Source organism: Vibrio sp. 070316B, from assembly GCF_013114115.1.
Taxonomy (GTDB): Bacteria; Pseudomonadota; Gammaproteobacteria; order Enterobacterales; family Vibrionaceae; genus Vibrio; species Vibrio chagasii_B.
Genome location: NZ_VTYC01000004.1, coordinates 159,208 through 177,252 on the forward strand (window position 1 = coordinate 159,208; position 18,045 = coordinate 177,252).

The 18,045-nt window shown below is 43.2% G+C and carries 17 protein-coding genes and 1 pseudogene; 8 read left to right on the plus strand and 10 right to left on the minus strand.

Going from position 1 to position 18,045, the window contains the following annotated elements; translation table 11 throughout:
• Positions 1-83: 83 nt before the first annotated feature.
• A complete protein-coding gene (locus F0251_RS05725) occupies positions 84-434 on the plus strand; it encodes a hypothetical protein (protein ID WP_004737776.1) in 351 nt (116 codons plus the stop codon).
• A gap of 242 nt (positions 435-676) precedes the next feature.
• Positions 677-811, plus strand: a complete 135-nt coding sequence (locus F0251_RS24555; RefSeq protein ID WP_004737777.1) for a hypothetical protein — start codon at positions 677-679, stop codon at positions 809-811.
• A 147-nt stretch (positions 812-958) separates the two neighbouring features.
• On the opposite strand, the gene F0251_RS05730 is transcribed toward F0251_RS24555, so the two are convergent.
• From F0251_RS05730 to F0251_RS05740, 3 genes are all read right to left on the minus strand, one after another.
• Positions 959-1,576 (minus strand): glutaredoxin domain-containing protein, encoded by a 618-nt coding sequence (locus F0251_RS05730; RefSeq protein ID WP_061032226.1) that lies wholly within the window; start codon positions 1,574-1,576, stop codon positions 959-961.
• Between the two features lie 69 nt (positions 1,577-1,645).
• Positions 1,646-2,536, minus strand: coding sequence for a DMT family transporter (locus F0251_RS05735; protein ID WP_171730541.1), 891 nt, complete (start codon positions 2,534-2,536; stop codon positions 1,646-1,648).
• A 156-nt stretch (positions 2,537-2,692) separates the two neighbouring features.
• The gene (locus F0251_RS05740) at positions 2,693-3,685 is read right to left on the minus strand and encodes a porin (RefSeq protein WP_171730542.1); all 993 of its coding nucleotides are present in this window, start codon (positions 3,683-3,685) and stop codon (positions 2,693-2,695) included.
• Positions 3,686-4,061: 376 nt separating this feature from the next.
• Between F0251_RS05740 and F0251_RS05745 the strand changes: the two genes are divergently transcribed.
• Positions 4,062-5,081, plus strand: coding sequence for a succinylglutamate desuccinylase/aspartoacylase family protein (locus F0251_RS05745; protein ID WP_061032228.1), 1,020 nt, complete (start codon positions 4,062-4,064; stop codon positions 5,079-5,081).
• Between the two features lie 333 nt (positions 5,082-5,414).
• On the opposite strand, the gene F0251_RS05750 is transcribed toward F0251_RS05745, so the two are convergent.
• The 5 genes from F0251_RS05750 to F0251_RS05770 form a co-directional block, all read right to left on the minus strand.
• Positions 5,415-6,134 carry a DsbA family protein gene (locus F0251_RS05750; RefSeq protein ID WP_171730543.1) on the minus strand — a complete coding sequence of 240 codons (720 nt, stop codon included), beginning with the start codon at positions 6,132-6,134 and terminating at the stop codon, positions 5,415-5,417.
• Positions 6,135-6,231: 97 nt separating this feature from the next.
• On the minus strand, positions 6,232-6,801 hold the full coding sequence (locus tag F0251_RS05755; protein WP_061032230.1) for a protein disulfide oxidoreductase: 570 nt from the start codon (positions 6,799-6,801) through the stop codon (positions 6,232-6,234).
• Positions 6,802-6,804: 3 nt separating this feature from the next.
• Positions 6,805-8,868, minus strand: a complete 2,064-nt coding sequence (locus tag F0251_RS05760) for a protein-disulfide reductase DsbD (protein ID WP_171730565.1) — start codon at positions 8,866-8,868, stop codon at positions 6,805-6,807.
• Between the two features lie 95 nt (positions 8,869-8,963).
• Complete coding sequence (locus tag F0251_RS05765; RefSeq protein ID WP_146107452.1) at positions 8,964-9,314, minus strand: hypothetical protein; 351 nt, start codon at positions 9,312-9,314, stop codon at positions 8,964-8,966.
• A 501-nt stretch (positions 9,315-9,815) separates the two neighbouring features.
• Positions 9,816-10,064, minus strand: a complete 249-nt coding sequence (locus F0251_RS05770) for a hypothetical protein (protein WP_008215629.1) — start codon at positions 10,062-10,064, stop codon at positions 9,816-9,818.
• A 251-nt stretch (positions 10,065-10,315) separates the two neighbouring features.
• Between F0251_RS05770 and F0251_RS05775 the strand changes: the two genes are divergently transcribed.
• Both F0251_RS05775 and F0251_RS05780 read left to right on the plus strand, forming a co-directional pair.
• Positions 10,316-11,920 (plus strand): mechanosensitive ion channel family protein, encoded by a 1,605-nt coding sequence (locus tag F0251_RS05775; RefSeq protein ID WP_061032232.1) that lies wholly within the window; start codon positions 10,316-10,318, stop codon positions 11,918-11,920.
• Positions 11,921-12,069: 149 nt separating this feature from the next.
• On the plus strand, positions 12,070-12,903 hold the full coding sequence (locus F0251_RS05780) for a RecX family transcriptional regulator (protein WP_116871320.1): 834 nt from the start codon (positions 12,070-12,072) through the stop codon (positions 12,901-12,903).
• A gap of 31 nt (positions 12,904-12,934) precedes the next feature.
• Here F0251_RS05780 and F0251_RS05785 read toward each other — a convergent pair whose 3' ends face one another.
• Positions 12,935-13,729, minus strand: coding sequence for a LuxR C-terminal-related transcriptional regulator (locus tag F0251_RS05785; RefSeq protein ID WP_171730544.1), 795 nt, complete (start codon positions 13,727-13,729; stop codon positions 12,935-12,937).
• A gap of 247 nt (positions 13,730-13,976) precedes the next feature.
• Here F0251_RS05785 and F0251_RS05790 point away from each other — a divergent pair.
• The 3 genes and pseudogenes from F0251_RS05790 to F0251_RS05800 all read left to right on the plus strand — a co-directional run bounded on the left by F0251_RS05790 (position 13,977) and on the right by F0251_RS05800 (position 15,997).
• Positions 13,977-14,305, plus strand: a pseudogene (locus F0251_RS05790) (DUF3187 family protein).
• A 155-nt stretch (positions 14,306-14,460) separates the two neighbouring features.
• Complete coding sequence (locus F0251_RS05795; protein ID WP_105058400.1) at positions 14,461-15,492, plus strand: porin; 1,032 nt, start codon at positions 14,461-14,463, stop codon at positions 15,490-15,492.
• Positions 15,493-15,685: 193 nt separating this feature from the next.
• Positions 15,686-15,997 carry a hypothetical protein gene (locus F0251_RS05800; RefSeq protein ID WP_116871321.1) on the plus strand — a complete coding sequence of 104 codons (312 nt, stop codon included), beginning with the start codon at positions 15,686-15,688 and terminating at the stop codon, positions 15,995-15,997.
• 84 nt (positions 15,998-16,081) lie between these two features.
• Here F0251_RS05800 and F0251_RS05805 read toward each other — a convergent pair whose 3' ends face one another.
• Entirely contained in the window at positions 16,082-17,929 is a 1,848-nt protein-coding gene (locus F0251_RS05805) for a M3 family metallopeptidase (protein WP_171730545.1), read from the minus strand.
• Positions 17,930-18,045: the final 116 nt, after the last annotated feature.

The following is an 18,045-nucleotide window of genomic DNA, read 5'->3' on the forward strand; positions in this document are numbered from 1 at the left end:
GTTTGTGTATACGACCTTTAAGACGTTGTATTTGGATAGATGGTTTTCTACAATACTGGCGTCCATTTAATAGGTAATAAAACATGCAGCAAAATGAATTTGAAGTACTGGTAAAAGCTATCTGCGCACTAGATGGCCTGCCACAGGCACTTGAGCTATTAAAATCCAATGAGGATACTGAAGTCGCTGAGGCTGCCGCATCACTGACTGGTCAATTTGCGCTAGCTGAAGTGGAAGGCGAAAAGCGCATTTATCACGTGACACTTCAAGAAAACGAACAAGGCGAAGAGCAAGAGTACATCGAGCATGTGATGAACGAAGGCGATGACTTGATCAAATTTGCCGCTTGGTTCTTTGAAACAATGTTCGAACTAAAGCAAAAAGAGACTTATCAAATTGCTGGTAAAACTTACCGACAGCCAAAGCGTAGCTAAACGTTCGTTGTCGCTAACAGCCATAGCGATAGTTTGAAACGGCTGTTGTAAAGCAAAACATTCATAAAGAGCAGCTCACTTGAGCTGCTTTTTTTGTGAATATCTCAAGCCGCTCTTACGCATAAAAGGTGTGTTGTAATAAAAATAGGTGACTTGCAATAAAGTGTGATTTGGATCTTGTTTTTGAGCGTTTTCAGTGTAGAATCCGCGCACAAGAAAGTTGATTATGTGCGGAGATAAGCATGAACTACGAACTAGGCCACGCATACCTTGGTCAAATGGCAGCAAAAAACATGATGCACGAAGCAATGTACGGTAAGTCAAAGCCGAAAAAAGCATCATTCATCAAGCGAATGATGAAGAAAATGGCTAAGTAAGCATTTTTCAAAACGGAATTTTAAAAGGCCTTAAACTCTTTGAAGTTTAAGGCCTTTTTCGTATGCGCGATAGGTGTTCTTATCGCTTTGTTCTATTGTGGATGGACAAAAAAACATTAATGGGCGACTGAAATATTCTAAGAAAGATCAGCCTGCTGATTGATTGGATAAATCGACGACGTTATTTGGAATGCTGTCTAAACCATTTTCTTTCATCCATGCTTCCAAGTTATCAGCCCCGCCGATGTACTTACCATCAAGCCAGATCTGAGGCACGGTCACTGGCGTTTTTTCACCAATATGTGCCTTTACCTCTGGAATCATTCGATACAGAGCAGCACTGTCTTTAACCACGTCATGGTAGGTATACTCGACACCTGCTTCATCTAGCATCTTTTTAGCTTTTACGCAGTAAGGGCAGGTCGCTTTGCCGTAAACAATGTTGCCTTTTAGGCTGTCTCGTTTCGTCCACTCTTGGATTACCGATTGGACGAGTACACCACGGTTGAGCGCTTCACCTTGGCTTACTACCTTGCCTTCCACAACTAAGATAGGAGCATGCCAAGCCCCAAGTTTTAGAGGCTCCCACCAGTGAGACAACCAATCTTTCACTTCTAGTTCGACGTCGACATCTGCCAGTTCATTCTCAAAGGTGTCTTTCAGAATGTCTTTGGTAAGGGTACATTCTCCACATGGGATGTTTACTTTAAATGGACCCCAGCTGCCTGCCCAACGGTATAGTGTAATCTTGATTGGTTTCTTCATGGTTACGACCTCGCTTCAAATTCTCTTATCAATATAGAACGGACAGCAGAACTATTTATTTCAAACCTTCTAAATTTTCTTCGTTTTAGCTGGTTTTTTTGTTTCCCAGTGGGTAATGAAGGCGACAGACGCAATAATGATTGCCGCACCTAACCATAGACGACCTGGCGGTACCCAACTGAAAACTAGCCATCCAGCAAGCACATTTAGAGGTAATTTTGCATGGTCAAAGGGTTGGACAAAGGATGCATCAGCCACTGAGTAAGCTTTTACAATGGCCCATTGTGCGAGGGCGGTTAAAACACCAATGACGGCTAAAATACCCCATATGGTAACGCCACTCGGTGTTTGCCAGTCTGGTATGGCTAACATGATGTTGAATGGTGTAATCAACAACAGTAGATAGACCACCATAGTTGACGGACTATCTTGTGATGACAGCTTCTTTACCATCAGCGAGTAGCACGCCCAGAAGAATGCAGCGCCAACTGGCAATAAGGTTGCCCAGCTAAAGTCTTCCGCCCACGGTTCTAGAATGATCATTGCACCAATGAAGCCTGCCAAGGTTGCACCCCAACGCGCAGCTCCGACTTTCTCTTTCAAGAATAATCCTGAGCCTATTGTCGCAAACAAGGGTGACGTCATGAGAAGGGCAATACCTTGCCAAATCGGCACTGGGTAAGCGAGCGCCCATATCCAAAGCTGGATTCCAATGACTGACAAAAAGACACGGAACACGTGCAGTTTGAGGTTGTCGGTCTTGAGTGCACGGCGAATGCCTAGTGTTTTCAAGTAGGGAAGAATGGCTAATAAAGCGATGGCGTATTGAATGACAGCAACGGTAGTAGAAGTCAGTCCGAAATGAATGCTAGCAATTTGAGTCAGGCTGTTAATTACGGCAAAGGCTAAACCTGCAGTAAGCATCCAGCTAGCGCCTTGGATCGGATGGTGTTGTGACATGATGTTTCTAATTATTTGATGTGGTTTGCCTATGATACGGATTTAGCACCACTTAACCAGAAAAAAGCATTGATGAAGTTGGTCAGAATATTCGAATATGAAAAAAGGTTGAGCAATTGCCCAACCTTTTTAGCGTCTACCTAAAGTAAATTTAGATTAGAAGTCGTAGCGAACACCTAGGCGAAGCGTATCTTCACCTTCAGTTGTTAGTCCTGTAGTTACGTTTTTCACTTCATCTAAGCCATTGATGTAGTAAGAAAGGTATGTACGGAAGTTGCTGTTTAGTTTGTAGTAGCCAACAAGCTCGATACCATCTACAGAGTCGGCTGTAGAACCGTTTGCCGCTTCATTTTCTTGGTATGTGTATACTGCTGCAGCAGAAACTTGCTTAGTGATTTTATATTGTGCTGCGAATTCCATTGCAGTGAATGACTCAGCGATAGGGCCAACGGCTTTATCGTTTAAGTCACCCGTTGAGTAAGTTGCTGCTAGGTAAAGGTTATCTAGTGAATATGCTAGGCCAGCAAGGATTTGGTTTGCGCTTCCGTTACCTGCACCTAGATCCTGACCAGAGTATGCAAGACCAAGGTCTAGACCGATTGGCAATGAATAAACACCAGAGATGCCGTAACCATCAGTGTCTTTTTCACTATTTGCTTGGTAAGTTGCTTCTAACTGAAGGGCATCAAAGCCACCGCGGTATGCAAATACGCTATCTTCTTTATCTGAAGCTGCATCGATTACTTGCTGAACACCTGAGAACTCAGTGATATCTGTAAAGTCAGATACAATGACTGAAGCCATGTCTTGGCGGCCTACTGAAACTGCTTGTCCATCGAAATCCACACCAGCGTACATGTAACGGTTATCAAACTCGCTATCGCCAGTGCTTTGCTCTGCTTCGTAGAAACCGAATGCAGTAACCGTATCGGTAAGTTCTGTTTTACCGCCAAGGTTTAAACGGAAACGAGTTTTATCTTCCATTGTACCTTCAACTTCAGCACCACCTGAACCAATGAAGTCACCACGGAATTCCGCACGACCACCAATCTTAAGCTCAGTACCGTCAGAGCTGTAAACGGTACCTGCTAGAGATGAACCTGAAACTAGTGCTGCTACCACTGCAGAAGCTAGAACTGCCTTTTTCATAATCACTTACCTTGTATTTTAAAATCCGTGAGCGAAGTGCTCTCCGTTTCGATATGAAGCTAATTTAGAGCAGCTAAATTAAGCTTTCATTTCTATAAAATTACATTTCAGTGAATAGGGGACTTTTTTAAGTGTTGATTTTATTGCACTTTTGTTTCAACTGGTTGAGTGATTAGTGAATAGTTATCCAAATAGAGTAATTGGAGAGTGGTAACCGGGGCGGTCTCAATCTGAAAGATAAATTGAGGAAGTGGGAAGGGAGAGCAAACGAGTAGCGTCTCTTTGGCTGATTAACTGCTTGTACTGGTTACGATATCCTCTATGATGCAAAAACTGGCAACAGAATAGATTTTGTTCAAAAGCATGGAGAAGTTGGATGAGAACAGAGTACTTAGGCGATGTTTTACAAGGTAGGCAGGTTGTTGGCTCTTTGAATGTTGAGGACTTGCCGATTGGAGAGCATCAGTTTTGGTTTCAAGTCACTAGCGATGGATTAGGACAACCAAAAAATATGCCGGTCTCTGTTTTTAAAGGTAGCCAAGATGGACCTAAGTTGATGATCACCGCTGGTATCCATGGTGATGAACTCAATGGTGTGCTGGCTGCACAGCAAATTATCCGAGACTTAGTGGGGAAAGAGCTAAAAGGAACCGTGACTGTTGTACCAACGGTGAATCTGTCAGGTTTACTGAATCATAGCCGAGACTTCATCTCTTCGGACCCAGGTTCTTGCCCTGCCAACCTTAATCGACTTTTCCCCGGAGACCCACATGGCTTGGCAGCCGAGCGCTTTGTTGCTTCTTTATGGGAGCGTTTACTCAAGCACAATGCTACTTTCGCCGTCGACCTACATACCCAAACTCGTGGTGCGGTATACCCGCTATATGTATTTGCGGATTACAGAATTGACCAATGTTTAGAGATGGCGAGACTGATGCAGCCAGACTGCGTGCTCAATGATCCCGGCGATCCCGGCATTCTTGAAACGGTCTGGAATCGAAGTGGAATTCCAAGTATTACGGTTGAAGTAGGGATGGGTAAGTTTACTCAGCCCGATATGATTCAAAGAGCGGTTGACGGCGTATTTAATATGCTCTCTTACTATGACATGTTTGAATCTGATCAAGCCTGTGACCAGATAAACAAGCAGTTACCTGGCATGGATTGGGTTGAAGGCAACAACGTGGTGTCGATTCGTGCTGATATTGGTGGATTTGTGCTGCCTCAAGTTGAACTTCTACAAAGTGTAGATAAGGATGACTTGTTGGCTGTTCAATATGATGCGTTTGGTAATGAGTGCCGTCGTTATCACGCGCCATCTGCTGGACGTGTCCTTAGCTATAACGTGGACGCGCTGAGAGAACCAGGTGCGCTTGTCTGTCGTTTATTGAGTTAGCTCCTATCGACTTTCACCTTTAGGCACTTGCTCTATCACCTTTGAAACACCTAAAAAAAGACCGAGCCAAGCTCGGTCAAAGGACAGTTGTCTCGAGTTAACACGTCTTCGCACTCTTCGACAAAACTGCTTTTAGGCTAACGAGAATAGATTAAGAATCCATTGCGAGACGGTGACACTTAGAGTGTTTTTCTATTTCAAAATGATGACCTTACAGTCATGACCTCTAACCGCTGCGATCAAATACTGATAAACAAAAAAGCCTACTGTGAGTTAAACAAGTAGGCTTTTGGGGTTTTTAATGGGTGGCTTTATCTTTACTTACTGGCGTGATTAAAAAGCCTCATCCACGATTTCTTTTAAGCGATCGTAAGGAACATACCCTGGTAAGATTTGTCCATTCATCATCAATGTTGGTGTGCCTGTTAAACCAAGTGCACTAAACGTTTGGTGGTTGGTTAGCAGTGTTTGGCTTTGATCAGGTGTAGTTTCTAATTGTGCTTCTGTTCCCGTTTTTTTCGCGACAGCTTGCAGTGATGACTTGGTGTGGATACCACTTTTCGCCATCAATAGTCGATCAACTTCCGGGAAAGCTTCTGGCTTATCCTTCCATACTTTCATCGCATATAATGCCGCATTGGTATTAAGACCGCTCACTTGCTGCTGCTTGAACGACAGGTAAACATTGATGACCTTGATATCACTGTCTTCTGAAGCTAATTGAACTAAGCCTTTTTCTAAACGCTTACAGAATGGGCAGTTGTAGTCGGTGAAGTTAATGATCACCGACTTACCATCCGGGTTTCCAGTAATTGGATGGGCATCGTTGTTATACAGCCAATCATGGCTTTCTGCTTGGGCTTTCTTTGCTTGTGCTTGTCCTGCAACATACTGCTCTAAGCTGGTGTGTAGGCCCGAAATTGTAGAAGGGTTATCTTTGAGGAATTGGTTAATCTCTTCAAGTTGCTGTGTTTGTTCTTTGCTTAGTTCTGCGAAAGCGCTTGTGCTCATTAGTGAGCCTAAAATCAGAGTGCTAATCAGAAGTTTTTTCATGTTAATAATCTCAAATTCTTGTAATGGCGAGCGCCTATTGGGTTGCGCTCGCGTTAATGTTCTTTATTTGGTTTAAATTGACTTAATTGCAGATAAGTTATGCAAAATAAGTTCTTAGCCAAAGTCCGATTGGAGAAGTCACGCCTGTTGCGATACTGCTAATCTTTCCGTCTTTGATGATGACGATACTTGGAGTGACATTGATTCCCCAGTCTCTACTGATATGTCCTGAAAGATCATTGATCACCGGAAAGTCATACTCTTTGGCGTCCATGAAGCGTTGAACTCGTTCATTGGGGCCTGATGAAAGCGCTACAGAGACCACTTGATGGGAGTCATTGAAGCTATTTATGGTTGGGCTAACAAATTTGCATGCACCACACCAAGTTGCCCAAAAATAGACGATGACAGGCTTACCGTTTTTGCTTAGCTCAATAACATCAATATCTTCGCCTTGGATTGACTGTCCAACGATTGGAACCGCGTTTCCTTGAGGCATACTTCTGCTGTGATAAAAATCCATCGCAAAGGAAACCACACCAACGATCAGTATCATTGAAACGAGCTCCTTTCCCCATTTTTTGAGGCGACTTGGCTTTTGGGTTTCGCTTTTCACAGAGTCGTCTTCCGTCGTATCTGGTTTCTTTGCACTATTTTGAGTCTTCATCAACTACCTCGCTGCATCGATGGCTTGAACAACGGTTTCACTATTGAGGATCACGGGAAGAGGGATACCGCTTGGGTAACTTGGGCCATACACAATGTTGAATGGCACGCCATATCTGCCATTACTTTGCAGGTATGAGGTGACACTTTCGCTTGGAGTGGTCCAATCGCCCTTCATCAAAACAATGTCTTCTTGCTGTAGGTGGCTGTATACCGGATCTTGGAGAATCACTCCGATCTTGTTCGCTTTACAGGTGATACACCACTCTGCCGTTACATCGACAAATACCGTTTTACCTTCCTCAACTAACTGAGGGATTTGTTTAGCATCTAACTTCTGCCAAGGTAGGTCATCGACAATCGGGGTCGCCCAGTTATCCACAGTGACGCTGCCTACGATAAGCGCTGCACCAAATACTATTGTGGTGGTAGCCAAGATAGGAGCGAGTACCTTAGTGCCGAGCTTCTTGCCAATCCAAATCAATACTGTTGTTAGGATCAAAACAGAAAGCACTATCGTTGGGAATTTTCCAATGAATGGGCTCAGTAGACTCGTTAACCATAGGCTGGTAGCGAACATCATTAAGCCGAAAATCAACTTAACTGTGAACATCCAAACGCCAGGCTTAGGCATTAGCTTGGTTAGACGTGGGTAGGCAGCAAAAACCAGCCAAGGTGCACTCATACCGATACCGAGAGCGATGAAGATAGCCCATAACTCTTGGTAGCTAGCACCCAGCGCATAAGCGACAGCCGTTCCTAGGAATGGTGCGCTACATGGAGTTGCCAATAGCGTTGCAAACATGCCTTGAACGAAGTGACCCGAATGTGAATCGTCCCCTTTGGTTGCCATCCAGGTGTTTAAACCTGAAGGCAGTCGGAACTCAAATAAACCCAATAGGTTAATTGAGAACAGCAAGGTGATGATGAGCATGAAACCGATAAACCAAACGTTCTGGAATTGAATTCCCCAGCCAATCGCATTACCACCTACTTTTAAGAGCGTCATACCAAGAGCGAGCAACGCAAATGAAGTAATAACACCGGCAGCAGAAGCAAAGAACGAAAGTCGGATATGACGATTTGATGCACCTTGGTTTTGAATGATGCTGTTTAGTTTCATCCCCAATACAGGTAAAACACACGGCATAATATTCAAGATCAAGCCACCAATTAAGGCAAAACCGATCATCGCGATAAAGCCGTTACTGCTCTCTTGATAAGCTATCGGGTCTGAGCCCACTTGCGCAGTCATCTCCTCGGCAAAGTTCGTGTCCGATACTGTGACACTCACCGTGCGATCCGTTAAGTCGACTTCACCAAGCCAATTACTGACATCGAAAACAGCCGTGAGAGTATTATCGGTAATATGGATCTTTGGTTGAGCGAAAAAGTCATCAATAACCTCTTGTCCATCGATAAGCACTTGTGGTTTATCCCAACCTTCTTTGCTAGTTAGTTGCGTTACCAGTTGTTGCTTGCTTTTATCCCAAAATAGTCCATTGACTGAGGTACGGTTGGCTTCACGTGGGGACTGACTCATGCCTTGGTTGAACAAGAACATGGCTTGCTCATCAAGTTGTAAGGAGTGAGGATCGATCGGCAGTTCAATGTCGTAGTCGGTTAAGACACAGATATTGGTACAAGACGGAAAGGTGAGTGACGCCCTGAATAGTGCTGGTTGCGTGTTGTCTTTCAATGTCAGCGTGATCGGAAAACTCACATGATGCTTGTAGCCTAGCGTCATCACATCGAGTTGTTCGTAATACTTAGGAATCGGCCAATGCCATTCCACTGACTTGATGTTGGTTGAACCAGACCAGTCCCAGCTCGGCGGTATGCCACCCTCTCCAGGGCTACGCCAATAGGTTTTCCAATCACCGTCGAGCTCAACATCAAGAACGGTTTGAACCTTAGAACCGTCATCCGACTGCTCACCAGTCGACATCATGCGCATTTTTACAGGCGGATGCTCAGGCACGCTTAGCCAGCCGGTCGTTTGTGCCAGAGCGGTGAATGACGTCATTAGCAGTAGTGCAGTGACTATAGTTTTCGCGCATGTACGCATGCAGAATGCCAAACAATCGGCAAACTTAGTTAGAACTGTGTTGTACACAAATGTATCTCCAAAAAATAAATAAAAGGGTGTAATGGCCCGGTTATTTATTCTCTAAATATACAGTGCTTTAAGTGTAAGCGGTGCTTTGTTGGTCGAGCAGAGCGATGATTGTCTCTAGATAATCTCGATATGTGAGGTGGAAGGCTGAATGCTACAGCGATCAGAAGAATAAAAGGGAGCAGCCAGCCAGTTTTAGGTGTCGCGAAGGTGAGCAATTGGGAGCTCAGGTCACAGGCACTTGAAGTTGGCGCAGACAGTGATTTAGATGCTTGAGAACCGAATACACTGGAATAAAGCTCAGACATTTTTTCCGACGAAGCCGTAGAGGCTTGCGGGTCACTGCTTTCAGTACCAAGGCGTGTTGATTGACTAACAGAGTAGTTGGAAAACGTCACTTTATTTGCAGACAGCGTACTCTCCAGACAGGTTATAATAACCAGTCCGGTAAGGAAAAGCGCCCAAAGCGATTGCTTTTGTTGGCGGTTTTGTTGAGATAAAAAGAATCTAGGTGTGCTTAGCAAATCAATTAGTAATAGAATCAGTTAATATCGGGTCTTGGTCTTTAAATTGACGAGTTATCTTTACTCACCGAGTAATCAAACAGCTCATTTCATGGCGGCTAGCTCAGATAACTTTGCTTCGTGCTACAAGTCATAAAACTGTCAAAGCCCAAAGGTACATCCCCCCAAACCTAGACGTTAAGGCACCGCGATTAGAGTTAAGTTCATAAGAATCTGATCTTTTTTTAATATTTCTTTTTACGGTGCTGCTAACAAACGCTTGCGATGATTTCGGGTACAAAAAAGCCCAATCATTCACTTGGGAGCTGATTGGGCTTGTTAAATTTTTATCTGTGGCTGAAGAAACCCTAGTATTCCAACTTCCTGCTAGCCGTTTTAGTGACTACGACGTGGACCGTTACGCACTAGGTCTTTGCCGTTTTCAAAGACTTCGTCAGTGATCCAACGAGCAAGTAGAACTTGGTGGCTGCTATTGAATACAGCAACAAAGTGACGACCGTCAGAGTTATTGGTCGCCATACCAACGCCTTCAACACCTTCTAGGCCTAAACCGCCAGCTTCTACTGAAATTAGGAATTGTTCTAGTTCTTCAAGTGTTTTAATTACATCAAGTTCGTTGTTCATTTTTTCATTCTCTTGCTGTAACCAATACCGGTTAATAAGGCGTTTCAAAGCATGCGCCTAAAGCCGATCTCAGTCGTTATTCTTTGTTGGATGCGTACTCTACAGGTCATGGAGAGGGATTGGAACTCTCAAATATTAGATACGGGCTGATATTTTGCGAAGTTTTAACACAACATACGTTTAAATGCTTGTTATCCATCTTCTTTTTACTACTATTTATAGGGTCAATTTAGACAGTAATAGGAATTAATATGATGAAGGTTTGGCGTTGTCTATTGTTAATGTTGACGTTTGTCGCATTTGGAAGTTTCGCGCAAAGTGTCGATAAGATAACACAAGTACAAGATCAACTTATGCTCGATCTGGCAACATTAGAAACGGCGCATGATGCTGAGAAACCCTTTCTTGAAGATATTTTGAGACGCAAAAACCAAGGGCTACGTGAGGAGATTTTTACACAACTCTCTTCAGACAAGAAAGAAGGGCTAGATGCCGTTCTGGCTCAGCAGGTTGAACTTTTACAAAAGCTACTGACATTGAACGAAGATAAAATCGTTTCAATGAGTAAAGAAAACCGTTCGGCTGAAGGTGATGTTAAGAAGCGTCTTGAATTACGCATTCAGAAACGAATCGGAATGATGGACACCTACTACCAGCAGCTCGCTAAAACATTAGCATGGTCAAAAGAGCGTGGTGTCGATGTTACAGCATCGGAAGATACGCTTAAAAAGGCGCTAGTTTCTCGTTCTAAATACTTAACAAACGCGATTCTCTACACAGATACGCAGCGACAAGATTTAGAAGCTCGCTTATCTTTTGTTAACGAAGAAGAGAAAGCGACTATTAAGAAGGAGCTTGAACGCTTTAGTGAACGCACAAGCGTGATGGTGGCCAGCTTAGAAGAGACAATCTCTCTGATGGAACCGTTTGGCGTCGATGTGACCTCATACAAGCGAGTGTTGCTGGCGACAACGGGAGACATTAATGCTGATGTGTTAGACGTTGATGTTGCATTGGAGCTTTTAGATGGTTGGCTTCGCTCATTCAGTGCTTGGGCATTCGAGAACACGCCATCATTCGTTGTTAAACTGGCTCTGTTCCTAGGTATTTTGTATGTAACGCGTCTACTGTCGAACGTTGCACGTAAAACCGTTCGTAAGAGTGTGTCGCATTCGAAAATGGACTTCAGTGTATTGATGCAGGACTTCTTTGTGTCAATTGCATCGAAAGCAGTCGTGTTTATCGGTTTGCTTATCGCGCTGTCGCAAATCGGGATAGAGCTAGCACCACTACTAACCGGTTTCGGTGTTGCCGGTGTGATCATTGGTTTCGCATTGCAAGATACGCTATCTAACTTTGCTTCTGGTTTGATGATCTTAATCTACCGCCCGTATGATGTGGGTGACATGGTGAAAGTGGCTGGTGTTCAAGGCACGGTAAAAGACATGAGCCTTGTATCAACCACAGTACAGACTATCGATAACCAGCGCTTGGTGATTCCAAATAATAAAATTTGGGGTGATGTGATCAACAACATCACTGCAGAACGTGTGCGACGTGTCGATATGGTATTTGGCATTGGCTATTCTGATGACATTGATAAGGCGAAAGCAGTATTAAACGAAATCATTGTTGCGCATCCTCTTGTGTTGAAAAAACCAGAGCACATGATCAAGCTGCATACCTTGAACACATCTTCTGTAGATTTCGTGGTAAGACCATGGGTTAAGACCGATGATTACTGGGATGTGTATTGGGATGTGACGGAAACCGTGAAGAAACGCTTCGACGAAGAAGGCATCACTATTCCATTCCCTCAACGTGATGTGCATGTATACAATCACGAAGAGAGCTAATCACTCATTGATTAACGTGGTAATTAAATGGACGCTGAATAGGCGTCCATTTTTTGTTGGTGTATCTTATTTTCACTCTTTTATCTCCCTTCACCCAACTGAGAATTACGTTATCATGGGGCTGGCTCAGTCTGGATAGTTGAAATCGAATGGATGATTCACAGCAAAACCCTAACACAAAAAAAACAACAGTAAGAAAAGCGCGACGAATCGAAAGCGTCATGAACTCTGCCATGTGGCACTTAACCCAGAGGGATATGACAGAAAGTGAGTTGACTGCGAAACTGAAAGTGAAAACGGACAATCAAGATTGGATCGACGAAACCTTGAGGAACCTGAAAGGTTACGGCTATCTAAAGTCTGATCAGGATTTTGCTGAGCAATTTGTCGAGCAAGCTTTCTTTGGCGAATTTGGATCGCGATACATCATTGAAAAGTTGAAGAAGAAAGGGCTAACCGACTCGGTCATTTCGGATGCGATTCATAAGGTATCTGCTGATAAAAACATCGATGAACAAAGCATCTTGATCGATCGAATCAATCATTACTATTCAGGCTTTACCATGAGCCGTGAAAAGCTTGTAGCGACACTGCAAAAACGTGGCTTCAGCTATCAACAAGTCAAAATCGCGATCGATCAGCATCCGCAAGCTCATGAGCTTAAGAGTAATATTCAGATCAAGGCCGAGAAAGCTGATTTGGAGAAAGAAGTGCTTAAGTACGCGCGAAAAGGGAAGGGTTTGACTGCCATTCAGCAAGAGCTGAAACAACGACAAATCGACACTAGCGAGCTATCTGCGTTAATCGATCGATTAATCAACGAAGAGCAACTGGACTTCTACTCGTCTTGTTTAGAACAGCTGCAGAAAAAGTCTTACGATCTTAACGACCACAAAGAGCGCTCTAAGGCTTATGCGATGCTCAGTCGTAAAGGTTTTTCATCTGATGAGATAAAGTTCGCGTTAAGTGAAGGCAACGAGTAACTGATGGGTAGCGGAACCAGGATAAACAAGCCTATCGAGTCGCGTCTCTATTTTCAGTAATTCCTAAGCCGTTACGCAAAGCAAATTGAACCAATTCATTGTGATTATTTAGGTTCATTAACCCAAGCATTCGGTACTTATGCGATTCGATGGTACGTGGGCTGAGGTGCAATTTATCTGCGCACTCTTTGGCAGTGTACCCTTGAGCGATAAGTGATAGCACCTTGGTTTGCTTCTTCGATAACAACAACAGCTTATCACTATCGTCTTCCCACAAGTTCTCACTTTGATTCAACGTTCGCGCTAATGTTGAATGCTGCCAGTAACAAAGCCATATTTCACAGACTAGCTTTAAGCGTTCAATGTCTTCGAGCTCGAAAGTTGTATTGTTATCATTAAAGTTAGTAAATGAAAGGGCGCCCCAACGTTGGTTAAATAACTGCAAAGGAATGATACAGTGCCACCTTCCGCCTTCTTTGTAGAGCTTTTTTAGAACGTAATTTTTACTTGAAACGAGTTCGTTCTTAGTAAAAGCGAGATAAGTTTCACTGGTTTTTAAAAGCTTTAAGTAATCGAGGTAATTTCCACCAACATAATTTTGTTTATTAATTGGTGGAATGTGTGCTTTGGACACGGAACACGTTTTTCCATCTTCTAGCAATACCATTGAGTTGGGATAAAGTGTCAAGCGGTCAATTCCAAACCAATTAAGTACATCGAAACTTGCCTCAGCCCAAGTCGCATGAAAGTTGTTCGGATCACTATTGATGAGCGTAGTGGATTGCTTCATTAATAGTTGTTCAAAACTTAGGTTAACAGCGGACACGTTTTGCCTTTATCAACATATTCATTTACTCAATGGCACAGAAGATATTCGTTCAAGCTTTGCAGTGCAAGATAAGATTCTTATATACATTATAGGTTCTAATTTTATTCTTTTTATAACTCTTAGTTCTATGTTGCGCGACAATAAGCAGTATATTTACCGCATTAATTGAACGGTGTTTTTAATAAAATCGGGTATTTCTTTTCGGCTAGTTACAGTGAGCATACTGCGAGCAATATTGACGCTAATTCTCTGTGTACTGACTTTTTCAGACGCATTCGCCTCCCCAATATTTGTTTACGCACAATCTCCAATTCACTCGAACGTGCTCTCTAAACAGCTTCGTACTGCTCAACCAAATAGGACTGGGACGATTGAGTTTAAGTCCTCTTATACGCAGGCCAGTATATGGGCGACCAGTGCCCGGACTTTTCTGAATCTTCCAACGAGGTGGTTGTAGGGTATAGCTATCGTTTGTCCCGCCTTGCTTTAGAAGCCTTGATGATTGAGAACATTCGTAATATGGATCACAGTACCGATATCGGTTTTAAGCTCGACTTACGTTTCTCAATATAAAAGCGATATCAACATATGATTATTTAATTAAATTCATCTTGCCTATAAAATTTCAGTAATTTTACGGTATATCAATAACTGTAATTTTTGAACAATAGCGCCACTCCAAAAGGCCGGACTAACAAGGCCGAATCAATATATAGGTAGTGGTAATCATGAAAAAAACATTAGTAGCACTTGCGATTGCAAGCATTTCAACTTCAGCATTCGCTGTAAACACAAGCAGCCAAAATAGCCAGAATGAAGAGATGTTTGCTTTTGATTCTATGCACAAAGATCAATTCTCAGTAGCAGGTTCTTTCGGTGTTGGTGGTTACTACGACACAGGTTCAAAAGCATTTTACGATGACTGGGCGACTGGTCTAACACTGGCGGTAAGCTACCGTAACAACCGTTTTGTTGGTTACTTCGAAACTGACATGATGCTGAACTACACAACTGACAATAACGTTGCAGCGAACGACGCAGCAACATCTGGTTGGGTGAATGGCATTGATACAGGCCCAGCGACAGACGTTGATAAAGCGTGGTTAGGTTTCGACACTGGTTACGGTATCGCTTCATTCGGTTGGGAAAACGATACGGCACTAGATAAGGTTGACGGAGCTGGTGATAACACTTACGAGTTTGGTGCTTCTGCTGGCGACGCTTCTGATGCATTCAACGTCGTTAAGTTCCAAGGCGCAACTAACGGTATTGCTTACGCAATCTCTTACTTTGAGACTGATGATGACCATAACGACGCAGATAAAGGCGTTAACGGCTACATCGGTATCGAGCAAGAAGTATTTAGCGTATACGCTGGTTACGAAGCTCGTGACGATGAGAAAGATTACGAAGTATACACAGTAACTGGCAGTATGAAGTTAGGTTCAATGAAGCTAGGTCTTAACTCTTGGATCGATCAAAACGATGAGATGAAGAATACAGGCTTCTACTTCTCTGGCGGTTACACATTGTCTGATGACCTAACGATTGCAGCCGGTTACGCTTTCAATACTAACGAAGAAGATAACCTATCAGATGTCGACTCTTCGTACATCAACGTTGCAGCTATGTACCGTATTGCTGATAACGCAGACATGGGTATTGATATTAAACAAGATATCGAAGGTGCACGCTCAATTGGTAACACGCAATACGACGAAGAAACACACGTATTCGCAGCTGCTTACTACTACTTCTAAGAGTAGTGTCGAGGCTTAGGCGCGCTTGAGAGCCTAAGACTTTAAAACTCGAATATTGAGACTGAACGTCATGGTGTAATTGCTGCCCGGTCTTTACACCATATTCTCTTCTTTGCGCAGCTTAAGCATCCACTGTTCGACATGTGGTATGCCACTCAAGCGTTACGAGTGGATTATTATCTGGAGATACAAAATGGTTAAGAGCATATCTGGCAAGGGTGTCATTTATGGCAATGAGACTCTGTTTACGTGCAAGCCTAATCGAAATGGATTGTTTGAATTGGCACGTAAACATGGAAGAGCTGCTGGTACTCGTCCACAAGACTCACAAAACAAAGTCTACGCAGAATCTTTAGATGAAGCATGGAATTTACTGAAAACTGAAAAGTTTTATATTGTTTTGACGGGACAAGTATATGGCATTCATAGAAAGTCTTTGAGAAGCGTTGAATCGGTTGATATTGAATTTGATACCGAAACACGCTCGGCGTGCGCTACGGCGTAATGCCAATATTGAAAATAAAAAGGACGATTAATATCGTCCTTTTTTACTTTTATCGTTTAATCAACGAGTGATAGCGAACGTTGGTTATCGTCCGTATTTTTCAATAATAAAACGCTCAAAATCATCACACATTTGTTCATTCGACTCTTCATTATTCGCTAATTCAGTTGCGCCGTCGACGATCGATATTTTCGCATTTAAATCTGCGACTTGTGCACGTTCACGAGAAGCCAGTTGTTTGATCTTCTTCTCTTCAATTACCCATGCTTGATCAGGTGTTAAGTTGCACTCGTCAGCAAGGTATTTGGCATTGAAGCCCTCACCAGTCAGACTCTCTATTGTTCCATTGTGATTTACGCTATTGCCTTTATACCAATAGTGCTTAGCCAATAAAGGGCCGATCTCAGGATTATCTGTTAAGTAACCGAACTTGTCAGTGAAGTAAGCTCGCGTTTGATACACCGCCATGTGAGCCAGCAGGTAACCTTGGTATGCGCAAGAGGCTTCGTCTGATAACAGGTGCGGGATCGCCATTAATGGACGTGGGCTACAATCCAAACCAAGTATGCTTTTTTCGCTACGACGAGCGAGTTCTGTGATCTTCTCAGGCGTAAGATCTTCATCAGCCATCTCATACAGCGCTCGTTCAAAGTAAGGCACCACAAGAATACTGCGCTCTTGGTAGGCTCTGAATGGCTGCTTGCTATCAATCATTGCTTTGATGAGCTCATCAGGCACTGGTTGGCCATCTGCATCGACCGCATACTGTTTTAGCCAATCGGCGTCATTCAACAAGCTGTCACAGAACATGGATTGCGTTTCCGCGTAAGCCATTGAGGTCGGTGCAAACTCTTGAGAGAAGCACGGCGCGTTCATTTTCACGTTAGCAAAGTGGGCTGCATGCCCACCTTCGTGAAACAGTGTGTTGATCCCATCATAGCCACTGCCTACTTGATCGGGCTTAGCATTACTCGTGAAGTTGACTTGAGCTGGCACCCAAGTGTCTTGGTCATAGAAAGAAGGAATAGGCCCGTGACAGAAACCATTAGGATATTTACCTTTGCGATCTAGCAAATCTAACTTCAAGGTGGCTTGAGAGTATTCGATATTCAGGCGGCCAAAAGACTCAATCCAGCGTCTCAATGACTTTGAGAAAGGGACGTAAGGGTCGAGGTCATTCATCACGTCACCCGCAAAAGAGTAGGTGAAGTTATGGCCTTCGAGGGCGCTTTGACCCTTTTGCTCTCCAAGGTTCTTCAAGCTTTGTTGGTGACTATCACGGGTACGTGTTTCAAAGTCATCCAGAATCGTGAACAGTTGCTCAGTGGTCATCTGTTCAGTTTTAACGACTGAGTAATCAAAAAATGTTTTGAATCCTAGAGATTGAGCAAACTTATTACGCTTTTTGATTAGCTCAATAAATCCGTTAGTCAGCAGCCATTGTTCTAAATTTAATAGTGTTTGGTGTGCAGAAAACCTTACTTGTTCATTACTATTACTTCTAACTGCTGAGCCTAGAACTGGTAAGGAGCCCTCTGTTTCTTCACCCATTTCATTTACGTAAGTCATTACGTGATTTTGTTTTTTCTCAAACAGTTCAGCCTCAAATTTTATGAGGTCTGCCTTAAGCTTCTGTGACTGCTCAGACTCAATAGCGTGAGCTCTAAAGGTCGCTAACCAACCATTTAAGCCAATAAACGTACTTTCTTTTTCTTGGGGATCTTGAATTTCATCGATCGCAGTAAGTTGCATTTCAATAGCGGTAATCTGTTCGGCAGAGCTTAGAAACTCGGTCCACTGAGTCTGCGCGAGTGTCGAACCATCGTGGTCGTCACTGATTCCCATATAGGTATCCCAAAAGAAGTCCTCTTTCGCTTTATGAGTCGCAAGATACTTTTGATTCAATTGGTTGAGATAGTTCGTTGCAGTCATGACATTCCTTGAAAATTAACCAGTAATTTCAACATTATGACACATTCATTGAATGTATTTTGTGACGATAGATATAACTGAATGCAAGTCACAGCATATCGGTTTACTTTACAGCG